Annotated in this window: 21 protein-coding genes; 11 read left to right on the forward strand and 10 right to left on the reverse strand. The window is 69.6% G+C overall.

What is annotated here, in order from left to right:
* The first annotated feature begins 49 nt into the window (after nucleotides 1-49).
* Nucleotides 50-469, forward strand: coding sequence for a CBS domain-containing protein (locus NKG98_RS09605; protein ID WP_254765703.1), 420 nt, complete (start codon nucleotides 50-52; stop codon nucleotides 467-469).
* A 96-nt stretch (nucleotides 470-565) separates the two neighbouring features.
* Here the strand turns inward: NKG98_RS09605 and NKG98_RS09610 are convergent, their stop codons facing one another.
* Nucleotides 566-1528 (reverse strand): transcription initiation factor IIB, encoded by a 963-nt coding sequence (locus NKG98_RS09610; protein WP_254765704.1) that lies wholly within the window; start codon nucleotides 1526-1528, stop codon nucleotides 566-568.
* Between the two features lie 161 nt (nucleotides 1529-1689).
* Here NKG98_RS09610 and rnhA point away from each other — a divergent pair, with 161 nt between their 5' ends.
* Entirely contained in the window at nucleotides 1690-2283 is a 594-nt protein-coding gene (gene rnhA / locus NKG98_RS09615) for a ribonuclease HI (RefSeq protein ID WP_254765705.1), read from the forward strand.
* 52 nt (nucleotides 2284-2335) lie between these two features.
* Nucleotides 2336-2938 (forward strand): DUF7108 family protein, encoded by a 603-nt coding sequence (locus NKG98_RS09620; RefSeq protein WP_254765706.1) that lies wholly within the window; start codon nucleotides 2336-2338, stop codon nucleotides 2936-2938.
* Here the strand turns inward: NKG98_RS09620 and NKG98_RS09625 are convergent.
* Nucleotides 2932-3291, reverse strand: a complete 360-nt coding sequence (locus NKG98_RS09625) for a PadR family transcriptional regulator (protein ID WP_254765707.1) — start codon at nucleotides 3289-3291, stop codon at nucleotides 2932-2934. The genes NKG98_RS09620 and NKG98_RS09625 overlap by 7 nt on opposite strands.
* Before the next feature lie 199 nt (nucleotides 3292-3490).
* On the opposite strand from NKG98_RS09625, the gene NKG98_RS09630 reads away from it, so the two are divergent.
* From NKG98_RS09630 to NKG98_RS09650, 6 genes are all read left to right on the forward strand, one after another.
* Nucleotides 3491-4024: an inorganic diphosphatase gene (locus NKG98_RS09630; protein WP_254765708.1), complete on the forward strand. Its 534-nt coding sequence runs from the start codon at nucleotides 3491-3493 to the stop codon at nucleotides 4022-4024.
* 130 nt (nucleotides 4025-4154) lie between these two features.
* Complete coding sequence (locus tag NKG98_RS09635; protein WP_425504329.1) at nucleotides 4155-4988, forward strand: aldo/keto reductase; 834 nt, start codon at nucleotides 4155-4157, stop codon at nucleotides 4986-4988.
* A 96-nt stretch (nucleotides 4989-5084) separates the two neighbouring features.
* Entirely contained in the window at nucleotides 5085-5219 is a 135-nt protein-coding gene (locus NKG98_RS18995; RefSeq protein ID WP_256558409.1) for a hypothetical protein, read from the forward strand.
* A gap of 135 nt (nucleotides 5220-5354) precedes the next feature.
* Nucleotides 5355-6698 (forward strand): alkaline phosphatase family protein, encoded by a 1344-nt coding sequence (locus NKG98_RS09640; RefSeq protein WP_254765710.1) that lies wholly within the window; start codon nucleotides 5355-5357, stop codon nucleotides 6696-6698.
* A gap of 52 nt (nucleotides 6699-6750) precedes the next feature.
* Nucleotides 6751-7164, forward strand: coding sequence for a DUF371 domain-containing protein (locus NKG98_RS09645; protein ID WP_254769457.1), 414 nt, complete (start codon nucleotides 6751-6753; stop codon nucleotides 7162-7164).
* 45 nt (nucleotides 7165-7209) lie between these two features.
* Nucleotides 7210-8034, forward strand: a complete 825-nt coding sequence (locus NKG98_RS09650; protein ID WP_254765711.1) for an endonuclease III domain-containing protein — start codon at nucleotides 7210-7212, stop codon at nucleotides 8032-8034.
* A 9-nt stretch (nucleotides 8035-8043) separates the two neighbouring features.
* Here the strand turns inward: NKG98_RS09650 and NKG98_RS09655 are convergent, their stop codons facing one another.
* From NKG98_RS09655 to NKG98_RS09665, 3 genes are all read right to left on the reverse strand, one after another.
* Nucleotides 8044-8457 (reverse strand): EamA family transporter, encoded by a 414-nt coding sequence (locus NKG98_RS09655; RefSeq protein ID WP_254765712.1) that lies wholly within the window; start codon nucleotides 8455-8457, stop codon nucleotides 8044-8046.
* 64 nt (nucleotides 8458-8521) lie between these two features.
* Complete coding sequence (locus NKG98_RS09660) at nucleotides 8522-8851, reverse strand: YbjQ family protein (protein WP_254765713.1); 330 nt, start codon at nucleotides 8849-8851, stop codon at nucleotides 8522-8524.
* A gap of 309 nt (nucleotides 8852-9160) precedes the next feature.
* A complete protein-coding gene (locus NKG98_RS09665) occupies nucleotides 9161-11101 on the reverse strand; it encodes a beta-CASP ribonuclease aCPSF1 (RefSeq protein WP_254765714.1) in 1941 nt (646 codons plus the stop codon).
* A 335-nt stretch (nucleotides 11102-11436) separates the two neighbouring features.
* Between NKG98_RS09665 and NKG98_RS09670 the strand changes: the two genes are divergently transcribed.
* Nucleotides 11437-11919 (forward strand): DUF7984 family protein, encoded by a 483-nt coding sequence (locus NKG98_RS09670; protein WP_254765715.1) that lies wholly within the window; start codon nucleotides 11437-11439, stop codon nucleotides 11917-11919.
* Nucleotides 11920-11930: 11 nt separating this feature from the next.
* Here the strand turns inward: NKG98_RS09670 and NKG98_RS09675 are convergent, their stop codons facing one another.
* A complete protein-coding gene (locus NKG98_RS09675) occupies nucleotides 11931-12380 on the reverse strand; it encodes a hypothetical protein (RefSeq protein ID WP_254765716.1) in 450 nt (149 codons plus the stop codon).
* 124 nt (nucleotides 12381-12504) lie between these two features.
* Between NKG98_RS09675 and nucS the strand changes: the two genes are divergently transcribed.
* Nucleotides 12505-13251, forward strand: a complete 747-nt coding sequence (nucS, locus tag NKG98_RS09680; RefSeq protein WP_254765717.1) for an endonuclease NucS — start codon at nucleotides 12505-12507, stop codon at nucleotides 13249-13251.
* Between the two features lie 12 nt (nucleotides 13252-13263).
* On the opposite strand, the gene NKG98_RS09685 is transcribed toward nucS, so the two are convergent.
* The 4 genes from NKG98_RS09685 to gvpA all read right to left on the reverse strand — a co-directional run bounded on the left by NKG98_RS09685 (nucleotide 13264) and on the right by gvpA (nucleotide 18057).
* Entirely contained in the window at nucleotides 13264-14115 is an 852-nt protein-coding gene (locus tag NKG98_RS09685) for a hypothetical protein (protein WP_254765718.1), read from the reverse strand.
* A gap of 110 nt (nucleotides 14116-14225) precedes the next feature.
* The gene (gene mutS, locus NKG98_RS09690) at nucleotides 14226-16955 is read right to left on the reverse strand and encodes a DNA mismatch repair protein MutS (RefSeq protein WP_254765719.1); all 2730 of its coding nucleotides are present in this window, start codon (nucleotides 16953-16955) and stop codon (nucleotides 14226-14228) included.
* Between the two features lie 152 nt (nucleotides 16956-17107).
* A complete protein-coding gene (gene gvpO / locus NKG98_RS09695) occupies nucleotides 17108-17656 on the reverse strand; it encodes a gas vesicle protein GvpO, halophile-type (protein ID WP_254765720.1) in 549 nt (182 codons plus the stop codon).
* A gap of 101 nt (nucleotides 17657-17757) precedes the next feature.
* Nucleotides 17758-18057: a gas vesicle protein GvpA gene (gene gvpA, locus NKG98_RS09700; protein WP_254765721.1), complete on the reverse strand. Its 300-nt coding sequence runs from the start codon at nucleotides 18055-18057 to the stop codon at nucleotides 17758-17760.
* Nucleotides 18058-18148: the final 91 nt, after the last annotated feature.

Here is an 18148-nt window from a genome sequence, read left to right on the forward strand (position 1 = left end):
AGGGCAAGGCCAAGAGGTAGGATCGGGGCCGGCCTCACGTAGGTTCGCCATGGCAGTCCAGCAAATCGCCGAACCGGACGTCGTAACGGCACACCGAGACGACGGCGTCGAGGACGTCGTCGAGAAGATGGCGACCGAGAACGTCGGCTCGGTCGTGATCGTCGAGGACGGCTCGCCCGTCGGCATCGTCACCGACCGCACGATCGCCCTCTCGATCCGCGAGGTCGACGACGTCGCCGACCAGACCGTCGACGACCTCATGGCCGCGGACCTCGCGACCGTCTCCGCCGACGCCGGCGTCTTCGACGTCATCCGGACCCTCAGCGACGAGGGGGTCCGCCGCGTACCCGTCGTCGACGACGGGGGCTCGCTCGAAGGGATCGTCTCGCTCGACGACCTGATCGTCCTGCTTGCCGACGAGTTCGGCGGGATCAGCACGGTCATCGAACAGCAGGCACCGCGCTTCTAGCCCGCTCTCGCGGCCGCGGGCCGACCCGGCCCGCGGCCGGGTCGGTCGCCACTGCGCGGCGGGTGCGAAAAATCGAGCCTCGGGGGCAAACGGCGGCTAGCCGTGGATGCCCATCGCTTCGATCTGTTCCTGGTACCGGTTGCGGATCGTCACTTCCGTCACCTGCGCGACGTCCGCGACCTCGCGTTGGGTCTTCTTCTCGTTGCAGAGAAGGGACGCGGCGTAGATCGCGGCGGCGGCGTAGCCGGTCGGGGACTTCCCCGAGAGCAACCCTTCCTCGGCCGTCTTCTCGATGATCTCGTTGGCCTTGGTCTGGACCTCCTCGGAGAGTTCGAGTTCGGAACAGAAGCGGGGGACGTACTTCTTCGGGTCGACGGGTTTCATCTCGAGGCCGAGTTCCTGCGAGATGTACCGATACGTGCGACCGATCTCTTTGCGTTCGACGCGGGAGACTTCCGAGATTTCCTCCAGGCTGCGCGGGATGCCCTCCTTTCGACAGGCGGCGTACAGCGCCGAGGTGGCGACGCCCTCGATCGAGCGCCCGCGGATCAGGTCCTCTTTGAGCGCGCGCCGGTAGATGACCGACGCGACCTCGCGGACCGACCGCGGGACGCCAAGCGCCGAGGCCATCCGGTCGATTTCGGAGAGCGCGAACTGCAGGTTTCGCTCGCCGGCGTCTTTGGTTCGGATGCGTTCTTGCCACTTGCGCAGCCGGTGCATCTGGCTGCGCTTCTTCGAGGAGATGGAGCGACCGTACGCGTCTTTGTCCTTCCAGTCGATCGTCGTCGTCAGCCCCTTGTCGTGCATCGTCTGCGTCGTCGGCGCGCCGACGCGGGACTTCTCCTGCCGTTCCTGGTGGTTGAACGCCCGCCATTCCGGGCCGGGGTCGATCTTTTCTTCTTCCACGACGAGCCCACAGTCTTCGCAGATGAGCTCACCCCGGTCGGAGTCCTTGACGAGGTTGTCCGATTCACACTCGGGGCAGGCACGAATCCCCTCCTGATCCTCGGCCTCGTCCGTCTCGCGCAATCGCTCCCGCTGGCGGGTGGACCGTGTCATCGCACTTTTATAGTAGTAGCATCAGCGTATATAAATCCTTGGGAAGGGTTTTCGGTGCCGAACGTTTATCGGCCGAAAGCGGACACGTAGGACGGTTCCCTCCGGCGATTTCGGTCCGAAACCGCAAAGACTTTACTCGCCGTATCGCCTCCACCCGAGGGATGCCGGTGATCGAATGCGACGTCGAGGCGGCCCGCGAGCGACTCGAAGCCGCGGACGTGACGGTCGAGCCCGGAAACACCGAACACGAGCGCTGGCGGGCCGAACGCGGCGGTGCGAGCGCCGTCGCGTACGACGACAAGGTCGTGATTCAGGGGTCGGAGCCGCGCGACCTCGAGGCGCTGCTGCGCGAGGGCGGCGGCCGCGCGCACGTCTACTTCGACGGCGGCGCGCGCGGCAACCCCGGCCCCGCCGGAATCGGCTGGGTGATCGTCACCGGCGACGGCATCGCCGCCGAGGGCAGCGAGGCGATCGGGCGCGCGACGAACAATCAGGCCGAGTACGAGGCGCTCGTCGCGGCGCTCGAAGCCGCACGCGACTACGGCTTCGAGGAGGTCCACGTCCGCGGCGACTCCGAACTCATCGTCAAGCAGGTCCGCGGGGAGTACGACACGAAGAACCCGGAACTGCGCGAGAAGCGGGTGACCGTCCGCGAGTTGCTCTCGTCGTTCGACGAGTGGACGCTCGAACACGTCCCCCGCGAGGTCAACGACCGCGCCGACGCGCTCGCGAACGAGGCGATGGACCGGGCCTGACGGCGCCGGACCGCCAAGCGGATGAAGCCTCGGGCGCGTAGGCTCGGCCGACATGAGCGAGCGTCGCGACGCGGAGGGGGAATCGACGGACGGCGACGAACTCCCCGCGGACGTCGTCGACGAGGCCGAGCGGCTGACCCGCCTCGCGCGCCGGGCGGTCGACGACGCCGAGCGGGAAGTGTACGAACGTCGCCGCGAGGAACTGCTCGCGGCCCGCGGGTTCGTCGCCCGCGTCCGCGAGGACGACGCGGGCGAGGTGCTCGTCGTCCATCCGGACGAGTGGCTCGACGACGGCGTGGTCCGGACGGACCGCATCGAGGATCTCTCGCGGGGAATCGAGATCCCCCTCGACGGAGCCGGCGACCCCGACGACTGGGAGAACGTCGACGCGCACAACCGCGAACTCGTCGACGCGGTCCGCGAGGCCCACGGCGACGTCCACGGCGCGAACGCGGCGGCGCTCGCGGACTTCATGGGCAACCACTACGCCAAGCCGATCGAGTCGGCGACGGCCGACGAGCTAGCGGAGTTTCTCACGGAGTACTTCGTGCGAAACGCGTGGCCGTCCGAGGCCCAACGAGAGGCGATCGAGGAGTCGATCGAACTCGTCTTCGAGACGGCCGGAGAACCGCTACCCGAAGCGGGCGGTCAGTAGCTCTCGTCGACGATCTCGCGGATCTCGTCGGCACGCTCCTCGTCGATGACGACCTTCGAGAGCGTCCACTGGATCCCGTCGAGGACGGCCGCGTAGCCGTCGTCGGTCAGCGTGTACTGGTTGGTGCGCTTGTCGAGTTCACTCTTCTCGACCAGTCCGAGATCGACCAGTTCGTCGAGGTTGGGGTACAGCCGACCGTGGTTGACCTCGGTGCCGTAGTAATCCTCTAGTTCCCGTTTGATGGCGAGACCGTACATCGGTTCCTTCGCCAGAATGACGAGGATGTTGTTCTGGAACGCTGTAAGGTCGCGAGCGATGCTCTGTTCGCCGGTGATTGATTGTGCCTCTGACATAGGTGTGCAAATGTCACCAGACTATTTAAGGTTTGCCAACTATTCGTGTGCGGTAACGACCGGTTATCGCCCGGCCGACAGGGGGTGCCGTGCCCGTGGCCCGGATCGGCACTCGTCGGCCGGTTGTCTGGCAGCCGTCACCTAACCCTCCAACTCGATTACGAAAGTACTTTTTGATCCACCGCGGACGTGAGCGTGTATGGTGAACCTCTGGGAAGACCTCGAGACGGGACCGAACCCGCCGGAGACCATCTACGCTGTCGTCGAGTGTCTCAAAGGCGAGCGCAACAAGTACGAGTACGACAAGGACGTCCCCGGCGTCGTCCTCGACCGGGTGCTCCACAGCAACGTCCACTACCCCTCCGACTACGGGTTCATCCCGCAGTCCTATTACGACGACGAGGACCCCTTCGACGTGCTCGTTCTCGTCGAGGACCAGACGTTCCCCGGCTGTGTCATCGAAGCCCGCCCCGTCGCGCTGATGAAGATGGACGACGACGGCGAGCAGGACGACAAGGTCGTCGCCGTCCCCACCGAGGACCCCCGGTTCGACCACATCGAGGACCTCGAGGACATCCCCCAGCAGACCCGCGACGAGATCGACGAGTTCTTCGCGACCTACAAGAACCTCGAGGCGGGCAAGGAAGTCGAAACGCAGGGCTGGGAGGACCGACAGGCCGCCTACGACGCGATCGAGCACGCCCAGGACCTCTACGAGGAACACTTCGGGTAGTCTCCCGCTTCGATCCGAACGCGTCGCACCGTCTCTCCACCTCCGACGCGCCGTCGTCCGGACGACCGCCGCGGCGTTCGACCGTCCACAGTACCACACGTTCTACGTAACTTCGGTACCGGAAACGACTATGCGGATCCGGACGGCAGGTGCGAGCGTGACCGCCGACGACCTTCCCCCGATCGGACTGGGCACGTACGGGAACACGAACCCCGAGGAGTGCGCCGAGAGCGTTCACACGGCGCTCGAACTCGGTTACCGGCACGTCGACACCGCCGAGATGTACGGGAACGAGGCGGCCGTCGGCGAGGGGATCGCGCGGGCGGACGTCGACCCGGCGGACGTCTTCGTCGCCACCAAGGTCGACTCGCGCAACCTCGCGTACGACGACGCGGTCGAGAGCGCCCGCGCGAGTCGCGACCGACTCGGCGTCGACGTCGTCGACCTGCTGTACGTCCACTGGCCGATCCGGACGTACGACCCCGCCGAGACGCTGGCCGCGTTCGACGACCTCCGCGACGAGGGCGTGATCCGCCACGTCGGGCTCTCGAACTTCACGCCGGCGCTGCTTTCGGAGGCGCTCGAACGTCTCGACTCGCCGCTGTTCGCCCACCAGGTCGAGTGCCACCCGATGCTCCCACAGTCCGAGTTGCGGGCGCTGGCCCGCGAGCGCGGCCACTACCTCGTGGCGTACTCCCCGCTGGCCAAGGGAGCGGTGACGTCGCACCCGGTCCTGCGCGAGGTCGCCGCGGACCGCGACGCGACGGCCGCCCAGATCGCCCTCGCGTGGCTGGCCTCGAACGACCGCGTCGTCCCCATCCCGAAGGCCGCGACCGAAGCGCACGTCCGCGAGAACGTCGAGGCGCTGGATCTCTCGCTCCCGCCCGAGGCGATCGAGCGCATCGACGCCATCGAGGAGCGAACGCGGACGGTCGACTTCGAACGCGCGCCGTGGAACCGGTGAGCGCCGCCCGATACCCGGTAGTTATTCGCACGCAGTCGCCGATGCGTTATGAGCATGGGTAATTTTATTCCGGTGGCCGTGCTAGTCCCGAACGTCATGGCAACGAGCGAGCACCCCTCTCGGTCGTCGGACTCGACGCCCGAGGCATCCGAACCCGGTACGGGCATCGCCCACCCCACCGTCGTCCCGACGAACTTCGACCCCGACGCGTCGGACGGCCGTCGGGACTGACGACCGGCGGGGTCGGCGCGGACGACGAGACGGCCGTCCACGTCCGCTCTCGGGGCCGCTCGCGGCGCGTCGCTCGTTCTCGAAAACAGTGTCCCGAGACGAACCTTCTTGTATGCGGTCGGACTACGACCCCCCATGGGACTATTCGACCGGCTGCGGGGTGACGGAGACCCTCGCGTCGCTTTCGTCGGAATTGATGGCGTGCCGTACAGTCTCCTCTCCGACAACCCGGAACTCTTTCCCAACTTCGCGGCACTCGCCGACGAGGGGACGGCGGGCGAGATCTCGAGCATCGTCCCGCCCGAGTCGAGCGCCTGCTGGCCGTCGCTGACGACGGGCGTCAACCCCGGCGAGACGGGCGTCTACGGCTTTCAGGACCGCGAGGTCGGCACCTACGAGACCTACGTCCCGATGGGACGGGAGGTACAGGCCCCCCGCGTCTGGGACCGCGTCGAGGAAGCAAACCGGCGTGCGACCGTGATGAACGTCCCCGTCACCTTCCCGCCCCAGCGTGACGTCCAGCGGATGGTCTCGGGTTTCCTCTCGCCCGGCCTCGAGAAGGCGGCCTACCCCGACGACGTCCGGGAGTACCTCGACTCGATCGGCTACCGGATCGACGTCGACCCGAAACTCGGCCACGAGGAGGACAAGACCGACTTCGTCGAGGACGCCCACGCGACGCTCGACGCCCGGTTCGAGGCGTTCGAACACTACGTCGAGGAGGACGACTGGGACCTCTTCTTCGGCGTCTTCATGACCACCGACCGGGTCAACCACTTCCTGTTCAAAGACTACGAGCGCGACGGCGAGTACAAGGAGGCGTTCCTCGAGTTCTACCGGAAGGTCGACGAGTACGTCGGCCGCCTGCGGGAGGCGCTCGCGGACGACGTCACCCTGATCGTCGCCTCCGATCACGGCTTCACCTCGCTGGACTACGAGGTCCACTTCAACGAGTGGCTCCGCGAGCAGGGGTGGCTCTCGTTCCGGACCGACGACCCCGAGGAACTCGACGACGTCGCCGACGAGACGACGGCCTACTCGTTCATCCCCGGCCGGTTCTACGTCAACCTCGAAGGTCGCGAGCCCCGCGGCACCGTCCCCGAGGCGGAGTACGACGACGTCCGCGACGAACTCAAGGCGATGCTCGAGACCCTCGAAGGGCCCGACGGCCGGCAGGTCGTCGACCGCGTCGTCGAGAAGGAGGAGGTGTTCCGCGGCGACCACGACGAGATCGCCCCCGACCTCGTCGCCATCCCGACGAAGGGGTTCGACTTCAAGGCCGGCTTCAGGGCCGACTCCGAGGTGTTCGCCACCGGCCCGCGAAACGGGATGCACAGCTTCGACGACACCGCGCTGTTCGTCGACGACCCCGACGCGACGCTCGACGGCGCCGACCTCTACGACATCGCGCCGACCATCCTCGACCTGATGGACGTCGAGTACAAACGCGGCGAGTTCGACGGCGCGAGCCTCGTCTAGATCCGATCCCGTTTTCCCCGCGACGGCCGACCGACTGGACATGAGCGACCCACTGGAGGAGGTCATCCGCGCCCGCGGCCACGAACACGTCAGCGCCGCACACGCGAGCACGTTCGAGGTGACGACCGACGACTACCTCACGCCCGCCGGCGACTGCATCCTCGCGGTCGACGCCGACCGCGCGCCCGCGGACTTCGACCCCGCGTTCGTCGAGGCCTGCCGGGACGCGTCGGCGGCGATCACCGTCACCGTCGAGGCCGGCGGCCACCGCGATTCGGTCGTCGGCCGGGGCGACCCCGACCTCGAGTTCGCCAGCGAGCGCAGCGCCGTCGGCCGGACCAGCGAGTACGTCGACGAGCGAACGGTCCTCGTCGGCGCCGCGTTCGCCGCCGAGGGGTTCGACCGCGACCTCGTGGCGGCGCTCGCCGACGGCGCCGAGGCGACGGTGACGATCACGGTCGAGTAGCCGCGAGTCACCGCCGTTTTGTCGCCCGGGTTCGTACCCCGGGGCATGAGCGAGGAGCCAGATCCCGAACCCGCCGTGAACATCAGCGGCGGGCCGGACGGCGGCGGGGCCGCCGCCGAGTTCGACCCCGCGGCGGCCGACACCCGCGCCGAGGCCGTCGTCGACCGGCTGGGCGAACTGTACTGGACGAAGACCTACGGCGGCCGCGACGGCTTCGAGTGTCTCGTCCGGACGATCCTCAGCCAGAACACGAGCGACGTGGCGAGCCAGCCGGCACACGACGCGCTGATCGAGCGCTACGGCGGTGCGGACGCGGATCTGGCCGACGCCCTCGCCGACGCCGAGCGGAGCGTCCTCGCCGAGACGATCAGTTCCGCGGGCCTGTACAACCGGAAGTCGAAGACGCTGATCGAGGTGGCCGAGTGGGTCGTCGCGGAGTTCGGCTCCGCGGCGGCGTTCGACGCGTTCGCCAGGGACGGCGACCCCGAGGAGGTCCGCGAGACGCTGCTGTCGGTCCGCGGCGTCGGCCCGAAGACCGCCGACTGCGTGTTGCTGTTCGCCGGCGGCCGCGCGGGGGTCTTCCCCGTCGACACCCACGTCCACCGGATCTACCGCCGGATGGGCGTCGCGCCGGCCGACGCCGACCACGAGGGGGTCCGCGAGGTCCTCGAAGCCGACGTGCCGGCCGCGAAGTGCGGCTTCGGTCACACCGCGACGATCCAGTTCGGCCGCGAGTACTGCACGGCCCGGAAGCCGGCCTGTCTCGACGACCCCGAGGCGTGTCCGCTGGCGGACCTGTGCGAGCAGGTCGGCGTCTACCCCGAGACGGGCGAGGTCGTCGACCCCGCGGCGGCGCCCGAGGCCGACTGACGCCGACCTTCAGTTCGCGAGCAACAGGACCGCGAGGACGGCGAAGGCGATGCCCGCGGCGTCCTTCAGGACGAGGGTCTCGCCGAGGACCAGCACGCCGAGGACGGCCGCGACGACGAAGTACAGCGCCGAGACGGTCGTGACGACGCTCGCCCGCCCGTAGGAGAGTCCGGCGTAGAAGGCGACGGCGCCGATCCCGGCGAAGACGCCGGCCGCGAGCGCGAGGCCGACGCCGGTCCGTTCGAGGGTGACCGGCTCGCCCCGGACCGCGACGTACCCCAGCGCGACGGCGACGCCGGTCGCGTACGACAGCACCATGGCGATCTCGGGATCGATCGTCCGCGTCGCCTCGTTCGCGAGGACGGTCCAGACCCCCCAGCCGAGCATGGCGACGACGGCGAGGACGACCGCGTGTTGGCTCATACGCGTGCCGACGACTCCGAGCGTCGAATAGCCGTCGAAACCGCCCTAAAACCGATCCGCGGGCCTACTCCCGGCGCGTCTCGACGGCGGTCCCGGAGAGGTTGACCCACAGCATTCCCTCTGCCATCTCCTCGTAGTCGAACGTCGCGCCGACGACGGCGTCCGCGCCGAGGTCCGCCGCCTCCGCCCGGAGGTCGGCGATGGCCTCCTCGCGGCCGGCCTCGACCTTCTTCTCGTAGGAACCGCTCCGCCCGCCGACGACGTCCCGGATGCCGGCGGCGATGTCGCTCACCACGTTCGCACCGATGATCGCCTCTCCCGAGACGACGCCGAGGTACTCCACTACTTCGTACCCGTCGAGACTGTCCGTCGTCGTGATGGTGATCTCGTCCATGCCCGTTAGCGTGGGCGCGGCTACGACATAAATTTTCTCTAACAATTCTGGCGCGCGGTTGCCACGTCCGGCCGACCGTCCATCGGGACGCGGTCGGCCAGCCCTCAAAAACGACCGATCGACCAACCGGCGAAAAACGAGTACTCGACCGACCAACCGGCCGTCGCGCGCGGTCGCGATTCCAGCGACCGCGCGCGACACGGGGGAAGGCTGGCCTCCGAGCGGCGTGCGGACCCGCGCGCCGCGTTACGGGTCTGGCGGAAATTGAAACGGCGAGCGAGGCCCGCCAGGGCCGAGCGAGGGTTCTCTTCAGAGGAAGCGGAACGTCTCCAAGTTCTTCGGCGCGAAGGTGCGCATGTTGAACTTGTGGTACAGCGCCGAGGAGAGGTCCTGGGTGGAGCGTTCGTCGCCGTGGACACAGAGCACCTTCTCGGGGCGGGGGTTCATCGTCTTCACGAAGTTCTCGAGGCCGGCGCGGTCGGCGTGGCCGGAGAAGCCGTCGACCGTCTCGACGTCGACGTCCAGCGAGAGGGTGCCGCGGCCGTTGCCGCCGTTGCGTCCCATCCGGCCGACCTCGCTGACGGGAATCTCGTCCCAGCCGTTCTGGATGCGTCGGCCGAGGGTGCCCTGGGCCTGGTAGCCGACGAAGACCATCGTCGAGTCCGGGTCGGGGCCGATGTGGCCGAGCCACGACATGATGGGGCCGCCGGTGACCATCCCGGAGGTCGAGAGGATGATGGAGGGGTCGCCGTCGGCGACGTCCTGACGCTCCTCCTCGCCGCCGTCGATGTGGTTGAACTCGTCGGCGAGGAAGGGGTTCTCGTCCTCGTGGAAGATGCGGTCGCGCAGGTCGTCCCGGAGGTACTCGGGGTAGGTGGTGTGGATGGCGGTCGCCTCCCAGATCATGCCGTCGAGGTGGACGGGCATCGAGGGAATCTCGCCCTCGCGCATCGCCTCCTCCAGGACGAGCATGATCTCCTGGGAGCGACCGACCGCGAACGCCGGGATGAGAACCTTCCCGCCGCGCTCGGCGGTCTCCCTGATGATCTGCTTGAGTTTGCGCTCGGAGTCCTCCTGGTCGGTCTGGTAGTCGTTGCGCCCGCCGTAGGTCGACTCCATCACGAGCGTCTCCACCCGCGGGAAGTCGTTGACCGCGCCGTTGAACAGGCGGGTGTCCTCGTAGTGGATGTCGCCGGAGAAGGCGACGTTGTAGAGGCCGTCCCCGATGTGGAAGTGCGAGACGGCCGAGCCGAGGATGTGGCCGGCGTTGTGGAAGGTGAGTTTGACGTCGGGCGCGATGTCGGTGACGTCGCCGTACTCCAGCGGGATCGTGTGTTTGATCGCCTCGCGGACCTGCTCGGACTCGTAGGGCGGAGAGCGGCCCTCCTTGGCCGCGACGTCGAGGTAGTCGAGGGTGAGCAGGCCCATCAGGTCGCGGGTGGGTTCGGTACAGTAGATGGGGCCGTCGTAGCCGTACTTGAACAAAAGCGGGATGAGCGCGGAGTGGTCGAGGTGGGCGTGGGTGAGCACGACGGCGTCCAAGTTCTGGGCGCCCGCGCCGAGCGCCTCGGGGACGTGGAGGTACGGCACCTCGCCCTCGGCGCCGGGTTTGTCCCCGCAGTCGATGAGGATGCGCGTCTCGGGCGTCGAGAGGATAAAGGAGGCGCGGCCGACCTCGCGGCAGCAGCCGAGGGTCGTGATGCGGACGTACTCGTCGTCGGACATCTCCTCGCGGTGGATCTGTCGGCCCACCTTCTCTAGGATGTCCCGGCGGTCGTCGCGCTCCTGTTTGAGGAAGTTCCGGACGTTCGAGACGGTCGACGACTCGATGGGCGGCGTGCGGACGACCTCGGGGGTCCAGCCGACGGTCTTGGTGATCTCGCGCAGGGTCGAGCCGTGACGGCCGATCACCATGCCCGGCTTCTCGGCCTCGATGACGACCTCGCCGGTGTCGGCGTGGAAGTCGAGGTCGGTGACGCCGGCCTCGTCGGGGATGACGTCCATGATCTGCTCGCGGGCGTCGCCGGGCCGCGAGAGGACACTCGGGTCCGGCCGGACCGTGATCCGCTTGCGCAGTTTGCTCGCGAGTTTGCGGATCAGGTCGCCCTGTCGGGCGAACTTCTTCGGATCCCGGGTGTAGACCACCAGTTCGGGGCCCTCGTACTTCACCGAGGAGACCGAGATGTCGCTCGGTAACTCGCTCGTGATCTCTGCTTTCAGATCGTCGAGTTGCTGCTCTACAGTGCTCATAGTCGCCGAATGTGGCTCGCACGGACTCGTCGACGGGGAATCGTGCGTCTCGAGCCGTACGCGCGGGAGAGCGGGTCGTCTCGGGTCCCGTGGCCGCGCGACGGCGTCGCCGCCGTCGGCGCGCGTCGCCCGAAGCGGGGCCACACGGGCTGGTTCATCAATGGGTCGCCGTCCCGGATCATCGTGTGGTGTGTCCGTGCCGTGACGAGCACGCTCCCAGGTGTGTCCTGGTTCGTGCGGGAAGATTCCAGGGAGAACCCGCTTACCCGAGCCTATTCCTTGCGTGGTATAAAAGCCTTCGCAAAAGTGAGTACGGGGCGCCACGAACGGTCGGTATGCGACTCACACCGCGACGCGTCGCCGAGGAACGCGACTGGGTGGCCGACCGGGCAGACCGGGTCGTCCCCGTGATCAACGAGGTCCGCGACGAACTGGGCGAGCTATTCGAGACGGACGTCGACCCCGTGAACGAGGCCGCCTACCGCGAGGCGGTCGACGACGTCTTCGCCGACGGCGACCTCGCGGTGAACGTCGCCGCGCTGGTCGCGCTCCTGCGCGACCTCGACGTCGAGGGCGACTACCCCGGCTTCGTCGTCGACGAACTGCTCGGGCGCGAACTCGCCGCGACCGTCGCCGGCCGCCAGCCGCTTCGCACCCTCGGCGAGGCGACGTTCCACTACGCCGACCTGCGGGTCCACGGCCCCGCCGACGAGAACGCCGGCGTCGACGACCTCGAGGCGGCGCTGGCCGCCGGCTTCCAGGAGCGACTGCCCGGCTGGAACTGGACCGAACGCGAGAGTCCGTTCGCCGTCGAGTGACCGGGAGCGGGTTACGGCGCCTGCGCCTGAAGCTCGGCGAACGCCTCGCCGGGCAGCAGCGCGTCGACCGAGCCGTCCCTGAGCGTCCCGACGAGCGCCTCGGCGGACGCGTCGAGCAGGAAGAGTCCCATCTCGAGCACCGAGTCCTCGATTTCGAGGTCCGCGTCGGCCTCGGCCGTCGACTGGAACTCGGCTGCCGTCTCCTCGACCAGTTCCCTCTGTCGCCGCTGCATCTCGGCCTGCGCCTCCTCGCGGTCGAGGTCGCCGGCATCGAGTTCCGCCGCGACCGTCTCCTGGATCGCCGCGAGCTCCGCCTCCGGCGGCTCGACGACCGCGGTGATCGCGCCGGCGGTCGACCCGGCGTCCTCGTCGGCCTGAAGCTGACTGCACCCCGCGACCGAGACCGCGGCGCTCGCGCCCGTCAACCGGAGGAACCCGCGGCGGGAGGGCAAACCGTCCATCACGTTTCGACAACGTCACGCGAACGCGAATAAGCCTTGTCTCCGGCCTCGCGCGTCGAAACGGCCCCCTGCGGCCGGCCCAGGGTCGGGGCCCTTTTGGTCGTCGGCGGGCTACCCCGTCGCAGTGACCGCGAGCGAACGAGAGCCCCCGGTTCGAACCCTCGAAGCGCCCTCGCCCGAGGCCGCCCGCGACGCGATCGACGACGGGATCGCCCGCGGCGCGCTCGTCACCGTCTTCGGCCGGTGTACCGTCGACTACGACGGCCGGGCGTCGAGCACGCTCGACGCCGGCGACAGGCACGTCATGCTCAAGCCCGACGGCGCGGCGCTGGTCCACACCGCCGAGGGCCAGCAGCCGGTGAACTGGCAGCCCCCCGGCTGCGAGCACGAGGCGTTCTGCGCCGACGGCGCGCTGTGCCTGCGCAGCCTTCGCTCGACGCCCGACGAGCGCCTGCTCGTCACCTTCGAACGGGTCGTCCAGGTGTCGACGTTCGCGATGGACGACCCCGGCGAACTCGCGTTGGTCGGCACCGAGGCGGACCTCCGCGACCGCATCCTCGACGACCCCGACCTGCTCGAACCGGGATTTACCCCCCTCGCGACCGAGCGCGACACGTCCGCCGGCGCCATCGACGTCTACGGCGAGGACGACGACGGGAACGCCGTCGTCGTCGAACTCAAGCGCCGCCGGGTCGGCCCCGACGCCGTGAGCCAACTGCGCCGGTACGTCGACGCCCTCTCGCGGGACCTCCACGCCGACGCCGCGGTCCGCGGGATTCTCGTGGCCCCATCCGTGACCGACCGGGCCGAGCGGCTGCTGGCCCGCCACGGCCTCGAATTCGTCCCGCTCGAGCCGACGGTCGGCGACTGAGTCGCGACGCGGCTACCGCGCCCACTCGGCGAACAGTTCGGCCGGCGTCTCGTCGGGCACCGCGTCGTCGGGCAGCGCGTCCCACCCCAGCACGTCGGTCCCGGGATCGGCCGCCGTCTCGAAGCCGGCGGGTTCCGCGTCCGGCCCGCCCCGGTACTCCGGCGGCGGGACGTCGTGCGCGTAGGTCCCCTCGGGGTGGGAGACCGTCCAGACGTGCAGCATACACGGCGTCCGGCAGTCGGGGAGCACCTCGCCCTCGCTGGCGGCGTCCTCGTAGACCTGCCGGTAGTACCACCAGGCGAACCGCCCGGGGAGGCCCGCGTGGGCGTGCCACGGCGAGCACCGGCCGCCGTCTTCGGCCTCCCCACGGTAGACGTCGGGCGGTCGCTCGACCCGCTCGCCCGAGCGCGTCGCGACGAACATGGCGCCGATCGGCCGCCACCGCTCGTCGTCCACGAGCACCGCCTCGGGTCGCCCGGGATCGAGGACGGTGTCGTCGCCGACGAACTCGGGGTGCAGCCAGTGGGAGTAGCCGCCCGACTCGCCGGAGACGAGGGTGTCGAAGTACGGGACGAACCCCGCGTCGAGCAGCGCGCCGACCGTCGGGTAGCGACGCTCGATCGTCCGCTCGACCGCGCCCCGCAGGCGCTCGGTTTCGGGGTCGTCGTCCGCACATCCGTCCGCGTTCGACCCCGGACAGGACGTCATCGACGGCCGGAGCGTCGCCTCGGGACAGCGGCGGTGCGGTCGCTCGTCCTCCTCGTCGTCCGCCCGCACGTCCCCCGCGAGCGCGAACGGGGCCGCGAGCGCCCCGCCCGACGCCCCCAGCAGGGCGCGGCGCGTCACGCGGTCGTCGCCGGTCATGGTGGACGTACCACCCCGCGGCCGGCCGTAAAACGCAGCCCCGATTCGACCGATCGGAAAGCGCACGAAATTTTGTGCAACGCGGCGCGCCCGACCCCCACCGCCGCCGATCACTCCTCCAGCAGGCGCTTCAGCCGGTCGAGTTCCGTGAGCGCCTCGACCGGCGTCAGGTGGGCCACGTCGAGTTCCCGGAGTTCGGCCGCGACGTCGGTGGGGGCGTCGCCGACGTCGGAGCGAAGGTCCGACCCGGCGGTTCGCTCGCCGCCGTCGGCCGCCGCGTCGGCGGGCGCCCGGTCGGACGCGCGGGCCGTCGCGGACTCCCCGCCCTCGCTCCGGCGTTCGCCGGCGTCCGCGTCGGCCGCCTCGCTCGCCGCCGCGACGAGTTCCCGCGATCGTTCGACGACGGGGTCGGGGACGCCGGCCGCGGTGGCGACCTCGACGCCGTAGGAGCCCTCGGCGGCGCCGGGGGCGATCTCGTGGTGGAAGACGACCTCGCCGTCCGCCTCGCTCGCCTCGAAGTGGAGGGTGAACGCGGCCGGGAGGTCCTCGGCGAGTTCGGTGAGGGGGTGGTGGTGGGTCGCGAACAGCGTCGTCGCGCCCACCTCGTCGTGGAGGTGCTCGGCCATCGCCTGCGCGATGGCGAGGCCGTCGGCCGTGCTCGTCCCGCGGCCGACCTCGTCGAGCAGGACCAGCGAGCGCTCGTCGGCCTCCCGGAGGATCGTCGCGAGTTCGTCCATCTCGACCATGAACGTCGACCGACCGCCCGCGATGTCGTCGCTGGCGCCGACGCGGGTGAAGATCCGCTCGACGGGCGCGAGGCGGGCCGCCCGCGCGGGGACGAAACTCCCCACCTGCGCGAGCAGGACGATCAGCGCCACCTGCCGCATGTACGTCGACTTCCCCGACATGTTGGGGCCGGTGATGACCGCCAGCCGCCGGTCCGGCGAGAGGCCGACGTCGTTCGGGACGAACGACTCCTGGGTGCGCTCGACGACCGGGTGGCGTCCGGCCTCGATCGCGAGTTCGGGGTCGCCGTCGACGACCTCCGGCCGGCAGTAGTCGTACTCGGCGGCGACGGTCGCCAGCGAGACCAGCGCGTCGAGCGTCGCGACCGCCTCCGCCAGCGCCTGAACGCGCTCGACCTCGTCGGCGACCGTCCGGCGGACCTCGCGGAACAGTTCGTACTCGCGCTCGTCGGCCCGGCCCTCCGCGCGAACGATCTCGTCCTCGCGCTCCTCGAGTTCGGGCGTGACGAACCGCTCTGCGTTCTTCAGCGTCTGGCGGCGCCGGTAGTCCTCGGGCACCGAGTCGAGGTTCGGGTTGGTCACCTCGATGTAGTAGCCGTGAACGGAGTTGTAGCCGACCTTCAGGGAGTCGATGCCGGTCCGCTCGCGCTCGCGCTCTTCGAGGTCGTCGATCCAGCGTTTCCCGTCGCGGGCGGTCTCGCGCAGGCGGTCGAGGTCCTCGTCGTACCCCTCGGCGACGATCCCGCCCTCGGTGATCTCCAGCGGCGGGTCGGCGACGATCGCCCGGTCGATCAGGTCGCGCACGTCCGCGAGGGGGTCGAGCGCGTCGCGGAGGTCCCGCAGGCGGTCGGACTCGGCGTCGGCGAGTTCCGCCCGCACCTCGGGGACGACCGCGAGCGTGTCCCGCAGCGAGCGCAGGTCACGCGCGTTCGCCCGCTCGCGGGAGATCCGCCCGATGAGCCGTTCGAGGTCGTAGACGTCCCGCAGCAGGCCGTGGAGTCGCTCGCGGGTCCGGACCGCGCCCGTCAGTTCCTCGACGGCGTCGAGTCGCGCCTCGATCCGGTCGGGGTCGAGCAGCGGCCGGCGGATCCAGTCCCGGAGTTTGCGGCTCCCGAGCGCGCAGGCGGTCTCGTCGAGGACGCCGACGAGGGTGGCGTCCTCGCGGCCGTGGACCGCGCGGGGTTCGAACAGTTCGAGGCTGCGCAGCGCGACGGCGTCGAGCAGCAGGTACTCCCGCGGGTCGTACCGGGTCAGGTGCGTGAGGTACTCGAGGCGGCGGCCGTCGCCGTCCGCGTCGTCCTCGTTCCCGTCCGCGTCACCGTCTTCCTCCCCGGCCGCGCCGCCGCGGGCGTACTCCGCGTAGGCGAGCAAGGCCCCGCAGGCGCGGATCTCGGCGTCGCCGGCCAGCAGCGCGTCCGGATCGCCGAAGTAGGCGGCGACGCGCTCGCCGGCCCGCTCGCGGTCGAAGGCGGCCGCCTCGAACGGCGTCACCATGCAGTCGTCGGGGAAGAGGGCCGCCGGCGCGTCGGGGCCGACGACGGCCTCGGCGGGGTCGAACCGGCTCACCTCGTCGGCGATGGCCTCCCGCGAGGTCGCGCCCGTCGCGAGGAAGTCGCCAGTGGAGACGTCGAGCAGGGCGAGTCCGAGTTCGCCGTCCTCGCGGGCGACGGCGGCGACGAAGTTGTTGTCCGCGCTGGAGAGCAGTTCGTCCTCCGTGAGCGTCCCGGGGGTGATGACGCGGGTGACCGCCCGCTCGACGACGCCGGGGGACTCGCCGGGTTCCTCGACCTGATCGGCGACGGCGACCCGGTAGCCGGCCTCCAGCAGTTCCTCGATGTAGGAGGCGGCGTTGTCGACCGGGATGCCGGTCATCGGGTACTCGCCGGTGGAGTCCTCGCGGCTGGTGAGCGTGAGTTCGAGCAGGCGCGCGGTGCGCTCGGCGGCGCCACAGAAGGTCTCGTAGAAGTCGCCGACCTGAAAGAGGACGATGGCGTCGTCGTAGCGCGCACAGAGGTCGTGGTACTGGGCCATCATCGGCGTCAGTTCCTCGCGCCGTTCGGCCATCGCCTCCGGTGGACCGAGCGCCGGATCCATACGAGAGGGGGACCGCCCGACGCGGAAAAAGGTGCTGGATCGGCGGAAACCGCGCGCCCGCGCGCCGGTCGGCGCCGGGACCCGAGGACTCGTCTGGCGGCAGGGGGGAGCGCGGGCGGCCGGGGCGGCGTTCCGATTCCGAGCGAGGCCTGTCAGCCGGACTCGTACTCGACGGTGTCGCCCCGGCGGTAGCGGTCGATCCGGCGGTAGCCCTCGATGACGCCGTCCTCGGTCAGGTCGACCTCGTAGCGGCCGAGGACGTCCATGGTGTCGGGGATCGAGGAGCGCTCGACCACCTCGACGACGGCGCGCCAGCCGTCCTCGGTGGGCGTGATCTCGCTTACGCCGTCGAACTTCCGGCCGATGATCTGCCCGGCGGTCCGCTCGACCGTCCGGCGGACCGCGAGCAGGCCCTCGACCCGCTCGTCGTCGACCTCGACGTCGAGGTCGCTCGTGTCGACGTCGCCGGGATCGGTGGTCTCGACGCCGCTTGGGTCGACCTCGCTCTCGGCCGCGGCGGTGCTCTGGTCGTCCGGTTCCCCTTCGCTCTCGGTTTCGGTTTCGCTCACTGTCGGATCACTCTCGTCGTGCTGGTAACAGAAGCCGTTCTCCCGGGCCGGTCGCGAACAGCGCTCACCCTCGGCTGTCAGCGCCTTACACCGCTCGGGTTCGGAGTCGGATTGCGCGTCTGCTTCGGCCATGTGTCGGTCCACATCGGTGGCCCCCGCCGGGGGTTCCGGCGAGGGTCGGCGGAGCGCCGACGGCGACGATCACGGCGAGATCCGCCCGCGACGCCTCGTCGCTAGCCCTGCTGTTGCATCTCCGCCGTGATCGGCGACGACTCGGGACGGGTCTCGATATCGAGTTCCTCGAGGGACTCCATGTCCCCCTCGGCGGTCGCCCGTTCGATCTTCGATATCTCCTTGGCGTAGTGGAGGAAGGTGTCCACCGACGCCACGACGACTCGCGCCTCGACTGTGAGGAGCTCGATCCCCACGACGGAGACGCGCGCCCAGACGTCGATGACGACGCCCTTGTCGAGGATGCGATCGAGTACCTCCGCGAGGCTCGAGGAGTCCGGCCGGCGCGTTGGTTGTGCCATGATGCGTCCGTTCGTCCGACAGCGACACGTATGACGGTTCGGGGTGCTGGTGCAAGCGAGCCGACACCGCGCGGCTGCAAGCACCACCGTA

The sequence above is a fragment of the Salinilacihabitans rarus genome (genome assembly GCF_024296665.1).
Classification (GTDB): domain Archaea; phylum Halobacteriota; class Halobacteria; order Halobacteriales; family Natrialbaceae; genus Salinilacihabitans; species Salinilacihabitans rarus.

Excerpts from the sequence above, each read along its gene's own strand:
- NKG98_RS09605 (WP_254765703.1), top strand. The coding sequence starts at position 50 with ATGGCAGTCCAGCAAATCGCCGAACCGGACGTCGTAACGGCACACCGA.
- NKG98_RS09610 (WP_254765704.1), bottom strand. The coding sequence starts at position 1,528 with ATGACACGGTCCACCCGCCAGCGGGAGCGATTGCGCGAGACGGACGAG.
- rnhA (WP_254765705.1), top strand. The coding sequence starts at position 1,690 with ATGCCGGTGATCGAATGCGACGTCGAGGCGGCCCGCGAGCGACTCGAA.
- NKG98_RS09620 (WP_254765706.1), top strand. The coding sequence starts at position 2,336 with ATGAGCGAGCGTCGCGACGCGGAGGGGGAATCGACGGACGGCGACGAA.
- NKG98_RS09625 (WP_254765707.1), bottom strand. The coding sequence starts at position 3,291 with ATGTCAGAGGCACAATCAATCACCGGCGAACAGAGCATCGCTCGCGAC.
- NKG98_RS09630 (WP_254765708.1), top strand. The coding sequence starts at position 3,491 with ATGGTGAACCTCTGGGAAGACCTCGAGACGGGACCGAACCCGCCGGAG.
- NKG98_RS09635 (WP_425504329.1), top strand. The coding sequence starts at position 4,155 with ATGCGGATCCGGACGGCAGGTGCGAGCGTGACCGCCGACGACCTTCCC.
- NKG98_RS18995 (WP_256558409.1), top strand. The coding sequence starts at position 5,085 with ATGGCAACGAGCGAGCACCCCTCTCGGTCGTCGGACTCGACGCCCGAG.
- NKG98_RS09640 (WP_254765710.1), top strand. The coding sequence starts at position 5,355 with ATGGGACTATTCGACCGGCTGCGGGGTGACGGAGACCCTCGCGTCGCT.
- NKG98_RS09650 (WP_254765711.1), top strand. The coding sequence starts at position 7,210 with ATGAGCGAGGAGCCAGATCCCGAACCCGCCGTGAACATCAGCGGCGGG.
- NKG98_RS09655 (WP_254765712.1), bottom strand. The coding sequence starts at position 8,457 with ATGAGCCAACACGCGGTCGTCCTCGCCGTCGTCGCCATGCTCGGCTGG.
- NKG98_RS09660 (WP_254765713.1), bottom strand. The coding sequence starts at position 8,851 with ATGGACGAGATCACCATCACGACGACGGACAGTCTCGACGGGTACGAA.
- NKG98_RS09665 (WP_254765714.1), bottom strand. The coding sequence starts at position 11,101 with ATGAGCACTGTAGAGCAGCAACTCGACGATCTGAAAGCAGAGATCACG.
- NKG98_RS09670 (WP_254765715.1), top strand. The coding sequence starts at position 11,437 with ATGCGACTCACACCGCGACGCGTCGCCGAGGAACGCGACTGGGTGGCC.
- NKG98_RS09675 (WP_254765716.1), bottom strand. The coding sequence starts at position 12,380 with ATGGACGGTTTGCCCTCCCGCCGCGGGTTCCTCCGGTTGACGGGCGCG.
- NKG98_RS09685 (WP_254765718.1), bottom strand. The coding sequence starts at position 14,115 with ATGACCGGCGACGACCGCGTGACGCGCCGCGCCCTGCTGGGGGCGTCG.
- mutS (WP_254765719.1), bottom strand. The coding sequence starts at position 16,955 with ATGGATCCGGCGCTCGGTCCACCGGAGGCGATGGCCGAACGGCGCGAG.
- gvpO (WP_254765720.1), bottom strand. The coding sequence starts at position 17,656 with ATGGCCGAAGCAGACGCGCAATCCGACTCCGAACCCGAGCGGTGTAAG.
- gvpA (WP_254765721.1), bottom strand. The coding sequence starts at position 18,057 with ATGGCACAACCAACGCGCCGGCCGGACTCCTCGAGCCTCGCGGAGGTA.